A 19,558-nucleotide genomic window follows, 5' to 3' on the forward strand; every position below is an offset into this window, starting at 1 on the left:
CCCGGTTGATGAGTGCCCCGACTGCGGCAGCCATTGCGTCCGGGAAGCAACGCCGCGGGAACAGGAAGAATATGCTGAAAATCAGCAAAAAAGAACAAACACGCGTCTGCGGTAAAACGGCTGCAAGACGCGTGTTTCTTCGTTTTTACAGTGGATATCTGAAAAGCAATATGGTATTGTGTCCTTGAAAAGAATACGCGGTTAAGGAGGCGTAGAAATGTACCATCCGAGTTTTGATCCGGGGAACCTGCATTGCCCCTGCTGTGGCGGGCAGGACTTTGTGGTCGGCTACCAACAAGGCGACGGCATGATGAAATCCGCGACAGTCACAATGGGATTTTGCGGAAACAAGATCCACCATCTGATCTGCCGGAACTGCGGCGTGATTGCCGCAAGCCGTGTCATGGGAACCAAACGATATAAACGCGCCCCAAGAGATTGGTAAAGGAGCAGCCGCAAATCCGGCTGCTCCTTGTTATTTAAGGCAGGTGTACGATGGATCATAAAACAAACACCAGAAACAACACAATTTGATGGTCTTACATCGGTTTGGCGGAGCCTTGTGACGTTATGTGTAAGAGTAAAATGAAAGCCTCCATGCGGGAGGCTTTCTATTCGGATGGCTGGAGGCGTTCGGGAAGCGTCGGGTCAATCGCTATCATAGAAAGCAAGCGGCAGGCAGGACCGCTTGGCATATTCCTACCGCCCTCCCACGCCTCGACTGCCTTTTTAGATACTCCCAAGAACTCAGCAAGCGTCGTCTGTGTCATGTTGGCCGTTTTCCGGATGGCCTTTACTTCTTCGCCATTGTATTCCCTGATCGGTACAATTCTATATTCCCATTCGCTACGCACGGGTCGAACCTCCCTGCGGCCTCCCGTACTCATAGATTGTATCGCTGGGAAGGTCTATCCTGTCGTTCCAGAAAACGCATGTACGGCTCGCGTCGAGCTGCACATGATTAAACAAGCCGTGAATAGCTACCAAATCACGGTAACTCTCGATTTGTCTGATGTCATCCATCATGTCATAAATGACCGCCTTTCCATCATCGAACACGACGCTCAAGTTGTAGTCCGGTAACGGCTTAACCTCTCTGATGCGCGGTATCATGCAGTTCACCTCCTTATTGCAACGGGGGCAGCTTCTTGAGATTTTGAGTGTTCCACATTTTCAAAAGCTCGCTCTGGTTTTTTCCCATCCACTCTTTCACCAACTCTTGGGCTTTCCTCGGAAGGTCGCCTTCGGTCATTTCCATTGTTCTTAAATCGAAGATACCGATATGTTCTCCATAGAGCGCGTGAAGGTGGCTCGGTTCGTGTTCTTTCGGCTTGAAAAACATCTTGATGATGATACCGTAAAATCGGCTTATCTCAGGCATTGTATCACTTCCTCACTTCATAGGATGGATTGATTTTCTATTATCATTCTACCCTACTGAGTAGGGTTTTGTCAAGGGATTAGCCCAAGTTTGTATGGCATTTTTCCTGGTGTACTTTTTCATATCCTTCCGGCTTGCCGCGCCGTACCCATTCGTCATAAAAGGAGGCGTCACCAGGAATGGCAGGATATCGGATGACCATTTTATACAACGCCCGGCGTTATGGCGCAATGGATCAAATTCTTGCCGAATGTGGAAGTTCCGTAGAAATCGAGTCGCAACAGGTGCTCCACGATATGTACATGCAGATTGTGCCTGAAGATGAGCGCGCCCGGACAGAAGCGTCCATGATAAAGGCCGCGCAAAAAGCGGATGACCGAAGCTTGGCGGCTCCGCGCTTCTCCGTTTTCCATATCCGGCAATACGGGTTGGATACGCACTTTATCAGTGGGATGTTTACAAATTTATTAAGCACGGCGCACCAATACCGGGTCTATTTCAGGAATCTCAACGATCCCGATGTGGGCGGAGATTCTTTGCCGGGATACTTTATTGCCAACCGAACCAATATCTCAGAAGACAAATATCAGGAGTTTTGCGATCCATTTTGCAAGACAGCCGGATTACATCGCTCATTGATTTTGACTTAGATGGGAAAACCGTCAAGGTGTTCCAGCATAGGGGCAGCGGTTGGCACACCTACTCTTTGCGCGATATTTCCGCCGCGGCATACCAGCCTTCGTTGGACGACCGTATGTCCGTCTTTGAACAGATAGAGATATTCAAGCATGCCCTACGGGAAAAGGAGATATACGAAAGCGAGGAAAGGATCGGTTTCAATGAGCAAAATGAACAAAGGCTGTGAATGGACGGCCTCTCTTGGAGGTGGATAAAAATAGCGCACCAGCTTTTATTGAAAGCCGCGCTGCTGGCGACCGATAAGCGCGCCTGGAAAGCGGCGGCGGCTGTGGCAGCCGCAATCCTGACGCCCTTCATCTTGATCGTGATTGCGGTCTGCTCCATGCTCTACGGGACCGCCAGCCACAACAACGCTGCGGTCGACCTGACGTTTAACGGCGGAGCAATCCCAATTACCATGCCCGCAGATTATCGGGATTATATCACCGAGATGCGCGCCTGTTTTTCCGCCTTGGATGGCGCAATTTCCTCGGTGGAAAGCATGATGGAGGACGGCGACAGCCTCGATCCGATCCGGAGCAAGGCTGTTTTTTATGCCCTGAATTTTGGAATGGAGAACTTATCTCTGCGAAAAGTCAAAGCACGCGAATTCGTAGATTGCTGGGTTTATTATGCAGATTGCACCCATACCTGGACCGACGAGGACGGCGAGGAACACAGTTATACCCACACCCGCGCCTACCCCATCGACAGCCTGCCTGCCGTCTACGGCAACGTTGCCTCTTTTACAGGCCACGCAGTAACGCCGGAGGACTCCGCCAACATCACCGAGATCTACCTGCGGGTGGTCTACCACAACTTCGATATCGGTGCTGACATGTCATTGGAAGGAGAGAACGGGACACATGATCTGATCGGAGAAATGATAAAGGATTCTGATGTCATCCCCTCCCCCGGAGGATTTGTAAGCCCGCTGCAAGATGGATGGCGGGATAAAGTCTCCTCTGAATTTGGATATAGGGATAACCCCACCGGCGCCGGGAGCGAAGGTCACACCGGCCTCGACTTGGCTGTTCCGGTTGGAACAGATGTATGGGCGGTGAAAGATGGACGGGTACTGTTTGTGCGCTACAAGCTCACCGGCTACGGCTACCATGTCGTAGTAGATCACGGCGGTGGTCTGGTAACACTCTACGCGCACTGCTCTGAAATCCTGGTGACAGAAGGACAGACTGTGCGTGCTGGAGATGTTGTTGCCAAAAGCGGTAACACCGGACGTTCCACCGGCCCACACCTGCACATAGTGCGTCCGTAAGGGCGGCTCATTTGCCGCTCGCGGGCTAATAGTTAATTCTGTCTTGAGTAAGCAGTAGGTCAAGGTACCAAGCGGAGAAAATCCGCAACCTATCATCTCCCGGCTTATCCAAAAGGGAAACCGGATGGGGAGTGTAGCATGCCGGAGGTCGCGTGGTATCCGAGCTTCACGGGTATCACAGGCGAGGAGAGATGAAATTTTGTGTATGAGGATGAAAGCTGGATTGCCTGCACGATAGTCAGAGGTTGGGGATAAGGTGCTCCACGGCGTAGATTGAAGTTGTACCCGCCGTTGTTTTGGTGAAAGCATTTCGATGTGGTGTTTTCATGAGATACCCAAAACAGACCAACCACAGGATAGTGGTAAATGACGAAAGTCGCATCCGACAACACAATATACTCACGTTACTTTTAGCCTAAACGGAGATTGCCTACAGCGGAACGCCGCTCATCTGCGGCTATGAGCGCCATGAGAAACGCGGCTCTGAATATCTGCCAAGGTAACACAGCCCCCATAGTAGTCCGAGACGGTAGCGCCGTTCACATGGCGAAGGGGGGCAGTTCGACTCTCAATACAGAAAAAGAAAGGTGCGTGATGCACTGTGAGAAATCCAATTCATGTATTGAAAAGCTTAGAGGAGCACGCAAAAGACCCAATGTACAAATATGAGCGGTTATATCGCAATTTGTACAATCCTGAATTCTATCTGCTGGCATACAAAAACATTGCTTCCTCACCGGGGAGCATGACGGCCGGGTCAGATGGAAAGACACTTGATGCCATGAGCATGGAGCGTATCAATACCCTCATCACCATGCTCAGAGACCATTCCTACCAGCCAAACCCTGCCCGGCGCGTATACATCTCCAAGAAAAACAGCAAGAAAAAGCGTCCGCTGGGAATACCGTCCACCGATGACAAGCTGGTACAGGAAATTGTCCGATTGATTTTGGAATCTATCTACGAACCCGTATTCTCTCGCAATTCCCACGGATTTCGCCCAAAGCGCAGCTGCCATACTGCACTGCTGGAGGTGCAACACACCTTCACCAGCGCAAAATGGATTGTGGAGGGCGATATTCACGCCTGCTTCGACAGCTTTGACCATCATGTGCTGATTGCTCTTTTGCGGCGGCGTATCCACGATGAGTATTTTATTTCCCTGATGTGGAAATTCCTGAAAGCCGGATACATGGAACAATGGAAATTCAACAAAACCTATTCCGGCACGCCCCAAGGTTCCGGCATGAGTCCGATTCTGGCGAATATCTATCTGTCGGAATTGGATGCTTTTATGGCGGAATACAAACGGAATTTTGACAAGGGCAACTCCAAATGGAGGCCGCTCAATCGCGAATACTCCCGTCTGCACAGTCGGTATATGTACAATTCCGGCAAGCTAAAAACCCGAGGGGCGGAAATGTCCCCGGAAGAACGCGATGCGCTGAAAAAGAAGCTGCGGCAAATCCAGCTGCAAAAGCTGAACATACCCTACTACCCCGCCATCGAACCGGACTTCAAGCGGCTCAAGTACAATCGGTACGCCGATGATTTTGTCGTAGGCATTATCGGTTCCAAGGAGGACGCGGAGCAGGTCAAGGTGGATTTGGGCAGGTTTTTGCAGGAGAAACTCCATCTCGTTTTATCAGAGGAAAAGACCACCGTTACACATTCTGCGGAGCTTATCCGCTATCTTGGCTACGATTTTACCGTATCGCGGGACAAATCCTTTTCCCGTAAAGAAAACGGTGATCTGGCCCGGATGCATTACGGTAGCGTGCGGCTCTATCTTCCGAGAGACAAATGGATCAGAAAGCTAAGGGAATACAAGGCAATCAAAATCAAAAAGGATATCAATGGCGAAGAATCATGGAAAGCCCTACATCGGGGCTTCCTGATGAACAAAGCAGAAGTTGAAATTGTCAGCAAATACAACAGCGAAATCAGGGGCATCTATAATTATTATCGCCTCGCTTCCAATGTCTCCGTGCTAGGTGTATTCCGATGGTGGATGGAGACCAGCATGCTGAAAACGTTCGCGGCCAAATACAATTCCAGCATTAACAAAATCAAGATGGGACGCGTGAAAAACAACGTATTTACCGTAGAATACACTACGAAATCCGGCGTAAAACAATGCGAGTTTCATCATGATAGGTTGATTAAAATGAACGAACCGGCCCCGGATTTTTCAGACATCCTTCCTCAATATCGCCGGTATGACATGCAAAACAGTCTTGCCGCCCGGTTGCGTAGGGAGAATTGTGAGCTTTGCGGCTGTAACACGGACAGCATTACAATGCACCATGTCAAAAGCCTGAAATCGCTGAAGGGCAATACCCCTTCTGAAATGCTGATGATGCAGAAACGCCGGAAAACACTGGCGTTATGCGATTCCTGCTTTGAACAAGTGTCTAAAGGAATCCTCTAAGTTGGTTGAATGGAGAGCCGGATACGCGGAGACGTGTACGTCCGGTTCGGGAGGGAGGGAACCGAAACCTTCCGGCTTAAACCGGAAAGGCGCGGTGAACTTACTTTATGAGGTAATCCAGGACGGGACGCCGCAAAACCCAAGAAATTATCTGTAACAAATTGGAGAGGATATCTTTGAAAGAACATGAAACGCTGGAAGACGCATGCCAAGAGACCGGTTCGAAGCGCCCGCCCTGGACGCGAGAGCAGGTCGGCGCCAAGTGCCTCGCATTTCTGGCAGAACATGACGGCAGCGAGGAGTTGTATCAAATGCTCCATGGGAAACTGGGCCTGACCAACGCGGAGATTGAGTCGCTGGGTTTTAATCTCATTCACCGCTTTGAGGAGGAACGAATCGCTGGCCCGGAAACACAATGTGAAGAAAGCGGAACGCGCGATGTGAATCCAGAGTTGCGACCATAAAAGTGAAGCCCACAGTGGGATATGCGGCTGAAAGGGTCCCCAGGGCAACGCAACGGTTGTTGGAACATGTATGGTGCAGGGATACGAACTTCTGTTTCGCGGAAGGCCCCATAGCGCTGCCACTACCATCGAGCCAAAAGCCAATCACCAAGTGCCCGCACTCCTTTGGGATATCCAGTTGGCGGACGAAAAGGCGCTGGATCATTACGAAGGTTATCCAACATTGTACGGAAAAAAAGAACTGAAGGCTGTAATCGATGGAAAGGCTGTGGGCGCAATGGCTTATATTATGAACCCAGGGTATTTATTTGAGGAACCAGCGTCTGGATATTATCACATCATTGCGCAAGGTTATAAAAGCGCCGGGTTCGACAGGAATATCCTGAATACAGCGGCAGATCGTTTGCGGGTAGGACTGAACGAATACCGTGCAAAGCAAATGCAGGCAGCTTTTTCCATCGCAACAGCGCTCAAATTCCCTCGACAGCTGGAGATGTTGGTGGAACTTCCTTCGATGGAAAAAAACGCGCAATGGATCAGGTTCGCGGCAAACGCCTGCCTCACTTATGGGGCTGAAAAAGATTCCATCAAGCTGTACTTAACGGATATTCTCCGGAATATCGGAGATGTACGCACTGATTTTGGGATGGCGGCGGCGCGGGAGGTTTACGAAACCGGAGGGATGGAGGCCATGGATATTTACACAGCGGGCGAATATCTACACAATACCGGGGCGCTTTCCCCAGAACAGGAGGATGGCCGCCCTCCTAAAATGCAGTTTTAGCTGCCTGGAGAATCAGAAAAGGAGGAATACCTGTGAAGAAAACCACCTTTCAGATCCAATTCGACACGGAAAAATTGTCAGCCATACAGCGGTACATGTTAAAAAAAGACGCGGATCTAATGGCTGAACTGGAGGAAACGCTGGACAGGCTTTATGAAAAATATGTGCCTGCGGCTGTCCGGGAGTATATAGAAGGACGGGCTGAGGAGGATGATCAACGTCCCGCCCGCAGCGACCGGGTTAGACGGAAGCAAACGGCCATGTCGGAAAATGAAGGCGGGATAGAATGAAATTGAGCAATGCTGAACGGGAAACGATCCTGCGCTTTGATGAAGAATCCTCCATCGCGGAACTCTATACGAACAACGGAAAAATAATGAAGCGGCTCCTGCAGCTGTCCCGCAAACGGCCGGAACTGTACGAGGTGAAGCCGGATTCGACGGGGGCCGTCACAGGCCGTTTCCCAAAATCACTGGTATCCATCTCCCTGCGGGAACCGATGAGCGAGCAGGAACGGCAGATCCGGAGGGAACGCGCAAAGAAAAGCGGATACCAGGCAAAGCGCGCCCCCTGAAGGTCACCTTTTCCGGAAGCCCCGCCGCATTTTGAAAAAGGAGCGGTAGCATTGGGATAGCTGCCCCACCGGGGCGCCGCCGATCGCTGTTTGTGGGATGTCCATCCGCAAATTCAATGCGCAGCCCCGGCGTTCCCCCTCGTCCGTCATGTCCTGGGATCCTTCGCATTCCCGCCGGACGTGCAATGGAACCCGCTTTCGCGCGATGGATTTTGGTGCAGGATAAAGGCAGGTGCACCTATGGGCGCACCCGCCGGGATACCTCAGCCCGCAGTGCGGGCTGAGGTACGCTTGCATAGGTGGCTGTGAATGTTCACATTTTCAAAAGCTGGGTGGCTGTCGATCCTGTAAAAGCCGATTAGAAGACCGTTTGTGGATGCGATAACAGGGCCACAGGAACAATCCCAGAAAGGTTTGCTTCAGACAGCGAGCTCACAGAACCGTTGAGCAAGAAACCGCAATGAAACTTCAAATCCGAAAGGATGAAAGCCTTGGAAAAACAAAGTGAAATCAAGGAACGAATTCCGGTATGGCTTTACCCGAGCACCATCCGAAAAATCGATCAAACGCTGAAGATGGCAAACTGCCGATCCCAAAGTGAATTTTTAGAAAACGCTGCAATTTTCTATGCTGGTTACATATGCTCTCATTCCAGCACGCAATATTTGTCTCAAGTGTTGACCGACGTCCTTCGCGGGATGCTGGATGACAGCGAAAACCGGATGGCCCGGATGCTTTTCAAGCTGGCGGTTGAAACGGATATGATGATGCATGTACTGGCAGCGGAATACGGGATCGACGAGACAACCCTGCGGGCACTGCGCGGCCGTTGCGTCGATGAGGTCAAGCATTCCAACGGTTCGATCTCTTTGGATAAAGCGACGCAGTACCAGAAAGGGGGCAATTGATTTTTACACTTGGAAAAGGTATAATAATAAAAAAAGTCTATAGCGAGGTGATGAGAGCGTGCCTGAAATTTCTCTGTTTTATGGTATCCGTATCACTATGTTTTACGAGGATCACAATCCACCGCATTTTCATGCGGAGTACGCTGAAAATAAAGCTATCGTCGATATTTTAGAAGGAAAAGTCATGCGCGGCTTTCTTTCATCAAAACAGTTACGTCTCATTCTGGCATGGTGTGAGATCCATCGGGATGAGCTTATGCAAAACTGGGAATTATCCAAAGATGGGAAACCGCTCAACCGGATCAACCCACTGGTATAAGGAGGGATTCTAAATGACGAGAGTTGATTATATACCTGTAGTCATACAAGCAGTAGCCTCCGATGACTATAAGGTTTATGCCTATTTTGATGACGGTTCTATCAAGTGTCTTGACATGTCCGAGCGGTTGGACAAGGAAATCTTTCTTCCGCTTCGGGATATTGGGGTATTCAAAAACACGTTGACGGTTTTAAATGATACAGTTGCCTGGGATTTAACAGGGAGGCATGATCCCGCCGACTGTATTGATATAGACCCTCTTACAGTATATGAACAGCCAGAGGCGCGTGAGGTGGACTTTCTGCCGTGCGTCTCATAAATAGGCAAGCACAGTGGTGGAACAATCCCTATCGTAAAGGAATCTAACCAGTAAGACGCAAAGACGGCCAGACGCTGTCTTTGTGTCTTTTTTAAAGGAGAGAATCCAAAGCGAGTTTGTGAGGAAGGCGGCGCAGTATCAGAGGGAGGCTAATTGATTTTCACACTGGGAAAAGGTATAATAAAAAAAACGGGCGGAGGAATGGACATGGGGCGCGGCGCCAAAAGAAAATATTCTACCAATTTGAAATACACCCTTTCTACCCATGCGGCGGAAAGGATGACGCCCAGCAAGGAGGCGATCCGTCTCTGCGAGCGGGCGGAGTCCGGGAAAATGACGGCGGACGACGCGGTGCGCGCAATTCGGGAAAAGTATGGCCTGTCAAGAGGAGCACACAATGGCTGATACTTTTGGAAAATATGACGTCTATGCGGTTGCGGGTTCGTTCTACTGCTACCCCAATACCAATGTGCTCCGCAATCGCTTTGGAATCAGGGATGCTCAAGAACTTAAGCAGGTGGAAACGGACATCTCAGTGATCCGGCAAAACGACTTGCTGTTGAACCCGATATTCGGACGCTTCACCCCGAATCATCTCAAACGGATTCATCGTTATCTTCTGGGGGATGTCTATCCCTTCGCCGGGAACTATCGACGTGAGGATATCGCCAAGGGGACGACTCGCTTCTTGCATCATGAGGAGATTGCGCAAAAACTTTCCCGGTTGCTTGAACAACTGCACGACGAGCAATGCTTAAAGGGATTGGAAGCGCAGGATTTCATTAAGCGCGGGGCATGGTACTTCGCGGAACTCAACTATATTCATCCCTTTCGGGAAGGAAATGGACGGGCGATTCGGGAGTTTGTGCGTCAGCTGTTTTTACAAGCAGGATATCTCGTCGATTGGGGAATGGTTTCCCCCGAGCGATTGTTGCACGCAATGATTGATTCAGTCTATGATACAGATTCACTGATCGAAGTCATCCGTCTCTGTTTGGAACCACTATGATCAATATCAGGACGCAAAGACGGCCGGCTGCCGCCTTTGCGCCTTTTTCTTTTGGAGGCAGCCATGCCACGTCTGATTCTCAAATGCCCCTACACCAAAGGCGGCACGCAAAAAAATGCGGCGCACCTGACAAACTACGCCTCCTATATCTCCACCAGGGAGGGAGTGGACAAAATTGATCCTGGCCGGGGCCTGCCGCCATCAACAAAGAGCCAGCAGAAGGTGGTATCAGAAATCCTTGCTGTCTTTCCGGAAAGCAAGGAAATGCATGAATATGACGATTACCTCGCCGCACCCACAAGGGAAAACGCCTCTGAATTCATCAGCTGCGCACTGGAAGAAAACCTGGATCAAATCGCCAAACTGGAAAACTACGTCGGCTATATCGCCATGCGGCCGCATGTTGAAAAACGCGGGGCGCATGGCCTCTTTACGTCCGGGGAAAACCATCTTGTGCTGAACCAGATTGTACGGGAAATCGCCTCCCATAAGGGCAATGTTTGGAAACCCATCTTCTCTCTGCGCCGGGAGGATGCCGAACGCCTTGGGTATGACAGCGGCGGCGAATGGAAGAACCTGCTCAGTTCCCTGGCGCCGCAGATTGCGGAGGCGATGAAGATCAACCCGGAAAACTTCCGTTGGTACGCGGCTTTCCATAACGCGTCGCACCATCCACATGTGCATATGCTCTGTTACTCCATTGACGCAAAAGAGGGCTTCCTGACCAAGCAGGGGATCCGGAAAATCAAATCGCAGGTTGCAAACCGAATCTTTCGGCAGGATTTGCTTTCCCTCTATGAACAGCAGAGTGAAACGCGGGATGAGTTGGTCCAGGAGAGCCGGAATACAATGCAGGCGCTTTGTAAGGATCTGCGGATCAAAACCATCAGCGACCCCGAACTTGCGGAAAAGATAGGAAGCCTTTCAAAGTCCCTGCTTTCCACGCCGGGAAAAAAGATGTATCAATACCTCCCCGCTCCGATCAAAGCGCAGGTGGACGCCATCGTGAACGATCTGACAAAAGATGCCCGTATCAAAGAGCTGTATGATATTTGGCTGAATCTGCAGACAGAAAAACTGCGTACATATTCCGATAGACCTCCAGAAGCGGTTCCTCTCTCCCAACAAAAAGAGCTGCGGCAGGTGCTCAACATGGTGATTCAGGAAGCCCTGCAGCTGGGCAGTGAAACAGTAACCGCGGAAGAACCGGATCTGGCGAGTGCAATCTTTTTGCCTGAAGATGATATCGACAATTCGACAGATACCGATATTGGCACAAACGATGCCGATGGCTTAGAGGATCACGAAGTTTTTGCCGCTTGGTCAAAGGAGTATAAAACCGCAAAAGGATATCTGTTCAGCGATCCGCCGAACTTTGATCAAGCATCTCAAATTTTGATGACGGAAGCCGAACAAGGGAATTCCCTAGCAATGCACGATCTCGCAAGAATGTTTGCGGATGGCCTTGGCCGGGAACCCGATGCGAACGCCGCGCAGCTTTGGTACAGGCGTGCGTTATCCGCTTTTCTTACCATAGTACAGGCAAACCCGCAAACGTATATTCAATACCGGATCGGGAAGCTATATGCCGCGGGGTGCGGGACAGAAAAGAATCCGACAGAAGCGGCCGCGTGGTTCAAGCAGGCTGCCGCTGAAAATTATAAGTACGCACAGTATTCGTTGGCCGGGCTCTATGCCCGCGGTGAAGGAGTCGAACAGAACTTTACTGAGGCGTTCGCTCTTTACCACAAAGCCGCGCTGCAGGACTTTCCTTATGCATCCTTTGAAGTTGCCAAGATGTACCGGGATGGGGTTGGTACGCAACAGGATCGGACCCAAGCAAAACAATGGTCCAGCAATGCATTCCATGGTTTTTGTTCTCTCGAGCGGAAGAGTCATGACGATAAGCTGCAGTACCGTATTGGCTGGATGCTGCTCAATGGGATCGGAACAAAACAGGATGAAGCATCCGCGCGTCAGTTTTTTGAAAAGTCCTTGCGGCTGGGTAATATCCACTCGGGCTATCAGCTGGCAAAGATGATCCTCAAAGAGCGTGATGCGTCATCGGAAGACCTTGTGCGTGCTGTTCAGCTTCTTAAAAAAGCAGCGGAAACCAAGAATCCGCAGGCACAGTATGCACTGGCAAACCTATATTTGGAGAGCAAAGCGGTAGAACAGAATACCGAGGAAGCAATCCGGCTGTTCATGTCGGCGGCAGAACAAAGCCATTCTTATGCGGCATATCAGCTGGGCAAAGTTTATTTAAAGGGCGAAGTCATACCCAAGGACATTGTAACTGCGGCAAAATGGCTGGCACAGTCTGCGGATCTTGGAAACCAATATGCGCAGTACACCCTTGGGATGCTATACCTCAAAGGGGATGAACTGCCTGAAGATATCCCGGTCGCCTTCGACCTGTTGGAACGCTCCGCTAACCAAGGGAGCGCGTTTGCGGCATATCAATTGGGCAAAGCCTGGATTTCAGGGGAAGTCGTTACAAAAGACATCGAGCGGGCAATGCATTGGCTGAACTTGTCGGAACAACAAGGAAACCAATATGCCCAATACCTGCTCGGAAAACTTTATCTGCTGGGGAAAGATATCCCGCGTGATCGGGAACGAGCCTTCCGGCTTTTGTCCGCATCAGCAGAACAGGGCAATCTCTATGCACAATTTTTTCTTGACCATTGGGACGATTTTCGCGGCCCGTCTTTTTTATTGTCTGTTACCCGCCTGATGCATCACCTCTCCCGCATTTTTGAAACACAGCTGCCGCCGGCAACACAATGGGACATTTCTATCGACCGAAAACGGCGGCAGGAACTGGCGCGCAAAAAACAATCCCTGGGATTAAAGATTTAATCTACGAAAAAAGGAGGCAGCGAATGGGTGGCTTTTTCCACGATATGAAATATACGAAAGAACAGATCGCTCGGGCAAATCAGACCGACCTGGAAGAACTGCTGCGGATGCGCGGCGAGAAGCTGATCCGTTCGGGGCGTGAGAAACGACTGGAGAGCGACCACAGTATTACTGTCCATGGAAATCAATGGTACGATCATGCGGCGGAAACGGGCGGTTATCCGGTTCGTTTCATGCAGCTATATTATAACCTTTCAAAAGACGACGCCATCCGCAGCCTGATCGGTGAGGATGGCGTCGTATTGTTTCCACAAACGAAGATAAAACCGCAGGAAGAAAAGCAGCCCTTCTCCCTGCCGCCAGCCAATCAAAATATGCGCAGTCTGTTCGGATATCTCTGCGGGGAACGCAAAATCAATCAGGAAGTACTAACTGAGTTTGTACATGCAGGCTTAATCTATGAAAGCGCGGATTACCATGAGGCCGTATTTGTGGGATTGGATGAGAACAGTACCCCCAAACATGCAAGCAAACGGAGCTGCTTCGGAAAGACCTTCAAGGGAAATGCTAGGGGAAGCGATCCCGCTTACAGTTTCCATTGGAACGGAAGCGACACCCGTTTGTTTGTCTTTGAGGCGCCGGTCGACCTTCTCTCCTATATCACGCTTCATCCTGAAAACTGGCAGAAACAAGGCTATGTTGCTCTCTGCGGCATATCGGAAAAGGCGCTCCTGAAGCAGCTTGACCTACAACCGATGATAGACACGGTCTCTCTGTGCCTGGACCACGATCAGGCGGGCATAGAGGCTACTGGAAGACTGGCTGAACGTCTGAAGCTCCGCGGCATTAGGTTCGAAGTTGAGCAGCCAGAACAGAAGGACTGGAACGAAGATCTCAAAGCAAGTTATGGGCTGCCTGCGGTTCCCGCTGAAGAACACCCGGAAGCGATGCAATGCAAAAGAATCTGCGAGCAGCTTGTGCCTTCCAGCCTGCCGGGAATGCAGCTCCGGCAGAACCTTCCGGCCCTCTTGGAGCAATACGATACTTCCCTGAAACAAGGCCGAATGGAACAGGCGCGGGAAGCCATTAGTTCTATGGCCGCGCTTTCTTTTTCCGCTTCCATCCGGGAACATCGAAATTCGGGCCGTCCCGTTTCAAAGCAGGAGCTTGCGGATGCGATTCAGGACAGGTTTGTATCCCACAACAATCGGGTGAGTCTGGAAAGCCGTTCGAAGGAGCTGCGTGCGGCGGTTTACAGCGTTTGCTGGGCCGAAAGTTCTCCGGACTGCCATACGCCGGATCAGGTGAAAGCCCGCGCGAAGCAGTATGGAAAATTGGCGTTCGAATGTGTCCGGGCATATGTCAAATTTCAAGATGTCCAGCAAGCCGTGGACGAGGAGTCCAAAGCGGAACAGGATAATGGAATAAGCATGGAGGTGTTTTATTGACCGAGTTTTCTCCTGCCGTCATGATGCTCTTATTTGGTATTCTGTGCTTTGGAATCCTGGGTACCGTCCAGCTGCTTTCCAATAACGGGAACCTCAAGGGAATTAAAAGCAGGCCCACTGGTGATGGGCAGCACGGCACAGCCCGTTTCGCAACGCCGCAGGAAATTGCCCGTGCCTACAAAAGAATCCCCTTCACTCCCGCATTATGGAGACAGGGGAAAAACCTTCCCAATCAGCAGGGGCTACTAGTGGGCTCCCAGATACATGGCAGAAAGACAACCGCTCTCATTGACGACAGCGATGTTCACTCCCTCATGATCGGCGCGTCGGGAGTTGGAAAAACGGCGCACTTTTTATATCCGGCGCTGGAATATACCTGTGCCACCGGCATGAGCTTTCTCTGCACAGATACCAAGGGGGACGTCTACCGAAACTATGGCGCCGTTGCGCGGGAGTTTTATGGGTATCGGGTCGCGGTTGTCGATCTGCGCAATCCAACCCGATCAGATGGCGCCAACATGCTCCACCTGGTAAGCCGTTATATGGACCAGGCGCTGGCAAACCAAGACGATCTGCGGGCGCGGGCCAAAGCGGAGAAACATGCCAAGATCACGGCCAAAACGATCATCCAGGCGGGCGGCGACAGCAGCTACGGACAAAATGCCTATTTTTACGATGCAGCCGAGGGACTTCTCGCATCCACCATCATGCTGGTGGCGGAGTTCTGCCCACCGGAGAAGCGGCACATTATTTCCGTGTTCAAGCTGATGCAGGATCTGCTCGCTCCAGGAAAAACGAAGGGCAAAAACCAATTCCAGTCACTCATGGAATTACTTCCTTCGGAGCACAAAGCGAAATGGATGGCCGGCGCTGCGCTGAATACCGGAGAGCAGGCAATGCTCAGCGTGATCTCAACTGCCATGAGCAGGCTGAATGCGTTTCTGGATTCTGAGCTCGAACAAATCCTATGTTTTGAAACAGCGGTGGATGCCGAAACCTTTGTCAAGGAGAAATCCGCCATATTTCTTGTCATGCCGGAAGAAGATCCGACCGCATACTTTCTCATCAGCCTGCTGATCCAGCAGCTCTACCGGGAGATTATGACCCTTGCGGATGAATTCGGCGGCGCGTTGCCCAAGCGGGTGGTTTTTTACGCGGATGAATTCGGGACGCTTCCCAAGTTGGAAAGCGCGGAGATGATTTTTTCAGCCGCGAGATCACGCAGGCTCAGTATCGTCGCGCTCATTCAAGGGCTGGTACAGCTCGATAAAAACTACGGAAAAGAAGGGGCGCAGGTAATCCGGGACAACTGCCAGCTGACCATCTTCGGCGGTTTCGCGCCGGGCAGTACCGCGGCGGAATCCCTCTCGAGTGACCTGGGGGAGCAAACCGTTCTGTCCGGATCGGTGAGCACCGGGAAAGACAGCAGTTCCCGCAGCCTGCAGATGATGGGTAGACGATTGATGACCCCGGACGAGCTGAAGTCCATGCCAAAGGGCAGTTTTATAACCATGCGTACCGGGATGCATCCGATGAAAACGACCTTCCGGCTTTTCCTCGACTGGGGTATTCGATTCGAGAAAAACTATGTACTCCCAGATCGTGCGGCTCGTAAGGTCCAATATGCGGATAAGGAGGAGGTGGAACAATCCATCCGGGAAAAGTTTGGATCTCCTGTGCCAACCCCGGAAGCTCCTGAACCGGCTGTTCCATCCAGACGCAGACCTAACCCAGTTCGTATAGATTGAGATTGAGAGGTTGGTCCTTGGGGTATTTTAGATCCATTTATTCAACGGATTTGCCGCATCGGGCTGTAACGGTCTATATGTATCTTCACGATCATGCGGATGTAAAAGGACAGTGCTGGCCAGCCATTGGAACGATAGCGAGAGAACTGGGGCTGTCGAGAAGCACTGTAAAACGCGCGATCTCTGACTTAACTCGTTCCGGCTTCATTACGACCGAACAGCGATGGCGGCAAAACGGAGCCCGCAGCAGTCTGTTGTTTTTGATTCGCGACCAGCCCACCAGGGGACCGTAGCGTTATGTCGCTGGACCATGTCATGGTTCATGGTGAGCCATGCAGTGAAGTACCCACTTGAAGGAATACGCCAGTTTCAGAAAAAGAATTGTGATCCGCTGAGAATAAACATGGGCCGGAAGACGCCTGTCCTCCGGCCCATACTTTTAAACCCATCTTGTTTTTCGTGCTCCAAATATCCATTCCTAGGGCTATTCCCCGTCAAATTTCAGGAGATAATACTACTAATTGGTACTTCTCCAGTTTTAAATTTCACTTCTCTACCTCCTCGAAAAAGTGGAAGACAATTTTTGAAAATTCCCAATTTTGACTTTGTATTTTTTCTTATACAATTGAAGGGATGTATTATATCAAATCGTTTCATCATAAAGAAATTGCATACCATCCTTAAGAGAAAGAGGGACGTGTTATCGGCAAATTGCTGATAACATGTCCCTCTGTTTAAGAAGATCTAGTCTTGGGATCCTGTTTTTTCCGCCGCTTTTCGGTTAATTCGGAACATAAAGATTAGCAGGATAATTACCAAAACAATGAGGATTGCACAAGTGGGGCGCATAAGCAGGAAGGGTACAATGTGGATACCTGCCGCTTTGGCCAAGACCAAAGAAGTTCTTAGATGCGCTTCAATTAGCTGGCCCAATACGACACCCAGCACCAAAGGAGCCACTGGGAAGCCGTTCTTTTTCATCAGCACTGCGACAACAGACAGAACCACTACCATACAAATGTCAAAAATACTATTTTTATCCGCGTAGGCGCCCAACATGGAGAAGACGATGGTGATGGGAATAATATACTCCAGACTGATGCTGACCACCTTGGCAAACAGCTTAACGCCAAAGAGTCCCAGAATCCCCATGACAATGACGGTACCAACCATGCCGTACATAAAGGTATAGGCCACATCGGCATGCTTTGTGAATAGTTCCGGTCCAGGAATGATCCCATGGACGGTCAGAGCGCCCAGCATAATAGCAGCTGTCCCAGAACCCGGTATGCCCAAGGAAAGAAGGGGAACCAGGCAGCTGCCCACCACGGCATTGTTGGCGCTCTCGTTGGCGATGATCCCCTCCGCGCTGCCTTTCCCAAATTCTTGGGGCCTTTTTGACATTGTCTTGGCATTTCCATAGGCTACAAAGCAGGCAGTCGTACCGCCTACACCCGGCAGGACGCCAATCAGTACACCCAAAAGAGTTGATCGAATTAAGGTGAATTTATATTTGAGAAATTCTTTGAGTACCTGGATGCGAGAAATCTTTTTCTGTTCCTGAAGCGTGATTCTACCCGTTTTATTGCCAATGTTGAGCAGCATCTCCGAAACGGCAAACATACCCAGAACTACCGCAATCAATGAAACGCCGCCCTTTAACGGAGAGATTCCAAAGGTAAATCGGTTAATATTAGTGGTGAAATCAGCGCCAATACAGCTGATCAGCACACCCAATCCCGTTGCAAAGAAGGATTTCGGAAGATCGTTTCCACCCGCCAGCGCACCAATGACAGTGAGACCGGCCAGTCCCATAAGGAACATTTCTGGTGGGCCAAATTTTACTGCGATATCCACTAAGACAGGGGTGAAAAAAATCAGGGTGACTACACCGATCAACCCGCCGAAAACACAGGCATAGATGGAATGGTATAAACCCCTTTGGGATTCCCCATTCAGCGTCATCCTGAAACCCTCTACCGCGGTGAAAGTGGCTTCCGGCGCGCCTGGAACATTGATGAGTACCGCTGTGATAGAACCTCCATACATAGAGCCCATATAAATCCCACCCAGCAACAGCAACCCTGCCTGCGGTTCAAGCGCAAAGGAGAGCGGAAGCAAAAGGCTTACACCGATGGTTCCTGTCAGTCCCGGGATCGCGCCGAAAACGGTTCCGATCACTGTGCCTAAGACGGTGATGAGGATCATATCTGGAGCCAATAGGCTTTTGATAATTTCGATTGACAAGATTGCAACCGCCTTTCTTCATGGTTTAAGAGGCTTATTGGGCAGAGAATATCTCACTGTACTGCCCCACCATGGTGGTTATCAACTCTTCGCATCCGTCCAGATACTGATCCAGTTCCTCACCGCTCATGTAGCTGTACACAACATTAAGGGCCTCAAATTTTTCTTTGGTGGTGGGATCAGCGCCTATCTCTTCCATGGCGTCCATAATAACTGCTCTGATATCCTCCGGAACACCAGCAGGGAGGACGAATATCGGATTATGGGCGATATTGACCTGATGTCCCATATCTACAAAAGAGGGGATGTCAGAATATTCTTCGATCTTCTCTTCAGAAAAATATGCCAGCGGCACACAGCCCTCGGGTATCAATGTTGGGAAGTAGGAAGGGGTTAGGCACGCAAGATCCACGTGTCCGCCCAATAGTGCGGTAGTTACGTCAGCAGATCCAGGGAAGTCCACGATTGTCCCCTCAAAGCCACCGTAATGCATGGCGACGGCAGCCTCTGTCTTTGGCCCGCCGCCGGATACGCCGAAAGTTACTTTGCCGGGATTGGCCTTGCCGTACTCAATTAGCTCGTCCATGCTCTTGAAGCTGTCTTTACGGGCGACAAGTACCGGCAGGCTTAGGTTGTAGACGGCCAGATTATCGAAATTATCCAGAGTGTATTCAGTTTCCTTTACTGCGGACAGATACATATGGTCGGGAGATCCTAGGACGCCGATCGTGTAGCCGTCCGGCTCAGCGTTGGCGATGGCTTCAAATCCAATCTCTCCGCCTGCGCCAGCTTTATTTACAATAACCACTTTTTGTCCCAGTTTTTCGGTGAGGGCGTCGGCAATAATCCGGGCGGCGTTATCGGTGCCGCCACCTGCCTTATAAGGTACGATCATCTCGATTTGTCCCTTGGGGAAGTCGGCCTTTTTGGCGGGCACGGGTTCTTGTGTTTGGGATGCATTGCTATTGGAAGGCGGCTGGCTATTGTTGCAAGCAGACAATGCAACGACCATGGCCAGTATAACTATCACGCTTAGGATCTGTTTGAATGACTTATTCATATTCTATTTCCTCCTTAAGTAATTGTTTTTTCATTCTTCCATTTATCAGG

Annotated in this window: 20 protein-coding genes and 1 pseudogene; 16 read left to right on the forward strand and 5 right to left on the reverse strand. The window is 50.5% G+C overall.

The annotated features are described in order from the left end of the window. Window positions 1-217: 217 nt before the first annotated feature. A complete protein-coding gene (locus tag BN4275_RS08350) occupies window positions 218-445 on the forward strand; it encodes a hypothetical protein (RefSeq protein WP_066456657.1) in 228 nt (75 codons plus the stop codon). Window positions 446-611: 166 nt separating this feature from the next. Here the strand turns inward: BN4275_RS08350 and BN4275_RS17825 are convergent, their stop codons facing one another. From BN4275_RS17825 to BN4275_RS08365, 3 genes are read right to left on the reverse strand one after another with little or no spacing between them, the layout of a single operon-like run. Continuing rightward, window positions 612-887 (reverse strand): helix-turn-helix domain-containing protein, encoded by a 276-nt coding sequence (locus BN4275_RS17825; protein ID WP_066456658.1) that lies wholly within the window; start codon window positions 885-887, stop codon window positions 612-614. After that, window positions 847-1,113, reverse strand: a complete 267-nt coding sequence (locus tag BN4275_RS08360) for a DUF2442 domain-containing protein (protein ID WP_066456665.1) — start codon at window positions 1,111-1,113, stop codon at window positions 847-849. Before BN4275_RS08360 ends, BN4275_RS17825 begins: the two co-directional genes overlap by 41 nt. A 13-nt stretch (window positions 1,114-1,126) precedes the next feature. Further along, window positions 1,127-1,381 carry a DUF4160 domain-containing protein gene (locus BN4275_RS08365; protein ID WP_066456666.1) on the reverse strand — a complete coding sequence of 85 codons (255 nt, stop codon included), beginning with the start codon at window positions 1,379-1,381 and terminating at the stop codon, window positions 1,127-1,129. Window positions 1,382-1,560: 179 nt separating this feature from the next. On the opposite strand from BN4275_RS08365, the gene BN4275_RS08370 reads away from it, so the two are divergent. The 15 genes and pseudogenes from BN4275_RS08370 (at window position 1,561) to BN4275_RS17040 (ending at window position 16,494) form a co-directional block, all read left to right on the forward strand. Next, window positions 1,561-2,031, forward strand: coding sequence for a hypothetical protein (locus BN4275_RS08370; protein ID WP_066456668.1), 471 nt, complete (start codon window positions 1,561-1,563; stop codon window positions 2,029-2,031). Between the two features lie 317 nt (window positions 2,032-2,348). After that, window positions 2,349-3,335 carry a M23 family metallopeptidase gene (locus BN4275_RS08380; protein ID WP_242863616.1) on the forward strand — a complete coding sequence of 329 codons (987 nt, stop codon included), beginning with the start codon at window positions 2,349-2,351 and terminating at the stop codon, window positions 3,333-3,335. A 601-nt stretch (window positions 3,336-3,936) separates the two neighbouring features. Next, complete coding sequence (locus BN4275_RS08385) at window positions 3,937-5,766, forward strand: reverse transcriptase domain-containing protein (RefSeq protein ID WP_066456684.1); 1,830 nt, start codon at window positions 3,937-3,939, stop codon at window positions 5,764-5,766. A gap of 176 nt (window positions 5,767-5,942) precedes the next feature. After that, complete coding sequence (locus tag BN4275_RS08390) at window positions 5,943-6,230, forward strand: hypothetical protein (protein WP_066456686.1); 288 nt, start codon at window positions 5,943-5,945, stop codon at window positions 6,228-6,230. A 67-nt stretch (window positions 6,231-6,297) separates the two neighbouring features. Further along, a pseudogene (locus tag BN4275_RS08395) lies at window positions 6,298-7,014 on the forward strand (gamma-glutamylcyclotransferase family protein); the annotation flags it as partial. A gap of 32 nt (window positions 7,015-7,046) precedes the next feature. Next, the gene (locus BN4275_RS08400) at window positions 7,047-7,304 is read left to right on the forward strand and encodes a DUF6103 family protein (protein ID WP_066456699.1); all 258 of its coding nucleotides are present in this window, start codon (window positions 7,047-7,049) and stop codon (window positions 7,302-7,304) included. After that, window positions 7,301-7,588, forward strand: a complete 288-nt coding sequence (locus BN4275_RS08405; protein WP_066456710.1) for a hypothetical protein — start codon at window positions 7,301-7,303, stop codon at window positions 7,586-7,588. The genes BN4275_RS08400 and BN4275_RS08405 overlap by 4 nt, the downstream gene beginning before the upstream one ends. Window positions 7,589-8,079: 491 nt before the next feature. Further along, window positions 8,080-8,496 carry a hypothetical protein gene (locus BN4275_RS08410; RefSeq protein WP_423230142.1) on the forward strand — a complete coding sequence of 139 codons (417 nt, stop codon included), beginning with the start codon at window positions 8,080-8,082 and terminating at the stop codon, window positions 8,494-8,496. A 58-nt stretch (window positions 8,497-8,554) separates the two neighbouring features. Continuing rightward, the gene (locus BN4275_RS08415; protein WP_066456722.1) at window positions 8,555-8,815 is read left to right on the forward strand and encodes a DUF4160 domain-containing protein; all 261 of its coding nucleotides are present in this window, start codon (window positions 8,555-8,557) and stop codon (window positions 8,813-8,815) included. A gap of 13 nt (window positions 8,816-8,828) precedes the next feature. Beyond that, entirely contained in the window at window positions 8,829-9,134 is a 306-nt protein-coding gene (locus tag BN4275_RS08420) for a DUF2442 domain-containing protein (protein WP_066456723.1), read from the forward strand. Window positions 9,135-9,531: 397 nt separating this feature from the next. Next, entirely contained in the window at window positions 9,532-10,143 is a 612-nt protein-coding gene (locus BN4275_RS08430; RefSeq protein ID WP_066456730.1) for a Fic/DOC family protein, read from the forward strand. Window positions 10,144-10,206: 63 nt separating this feature from the next. Further along, window positions 10,207-13,005, forward strand: coding sequence for a MobP3 family relaxase (mobP3, locus tag BN4275_RS08435; protein WP_066456732.1), 2,799 nt, complete (start codon window positions 10,207-10,209; stop codon window positions 13,003-13,005). Next, the gene (locus BN4275_RS08440; protein ID WP_154018859.1) at window positions 12,930-14,453 is read left to right on the forward strand and encodes a DUF3991 and toprim domain-containing protein; all 1,524 of its coding nucleotides are present in this window, start codon (window positions 12,930-12,932) and stop codon (window positions 14,451-14,453) included. The genes mobP3 and BN4275_RS08440 overlap by 76 nt, the downstream gene beginning before the upstream one ends. A gap of 20 nt (window positions 14,454-14,473) precedes the next feature. Continuing rightward, window positions 14,474-16,201, forward strand: coding sequence for a VirD4-like conjugal transfer protein, CD1115 family (locus tag BN4275_RS08445; protein WP_079988349.1), 1,728 nt, complete (start codon window positions 14,474-14,476; stop codon window positions 16,199-16,201). A 17-nt stretch (window positions 16,202-16,218) separates the two neighbouring features. Continuing rightward, a complete protein-coding gene (locus BN4275_RS17040) occupies window positions 16,219-16,494 on the forward strand; it encodes a helix-turn-helix domain-containing protein (RefSeq protein WP_079988171.1) in 276 nt (91 codons plus the stop codon). A gap of 451 nt (window positions 16,495-16,945) precedes the next feature. Here BN4275_RS17040 and BN4275_RS08450 read toward each other — a convergent pair whose 3' ends face one another. Together BN4275_RS08450 and BN4275_RS08455 are read right to left on the reverse strand one after the other, a co-directional pair. Next, window positions 16,946-18,448, reverse strand: a complete 1,503-nt coding sequence (locus BN4275_RS08450; protein WP_079988172.1) for a tripartite tricarboxylate transporter permease — start codon at window positions 18,446-18,448, stop codon at window positions 16,946-16,948. Window positions 18,449-18,482: 34 nt separating this feature from the next. Beyond that, a complete protein-coding gene (locus BN4275_RS08455) occupies window positions 18,483-19,508 on the reverse strand; it encodes a tripartite tricarboxylate transporter substrate binding protein (RefSeq protein WP_066456739.1) in 1,026 nt (341 codons plus the stop codon). Between the last annotated feature and the right edge of the window lie 50 nt (window positions 19,509-19,558).

Origin of the sequence: Anaerotruncus rubiinfantis, assembly GCF_900078395.1 — a bacterium.
GTDB lineage: Bacteria > Bacillota > Clostridia > Oscillospirales > Ruminococcaceae > Anaerotruncus > Anaerotruncus rubiinfantis.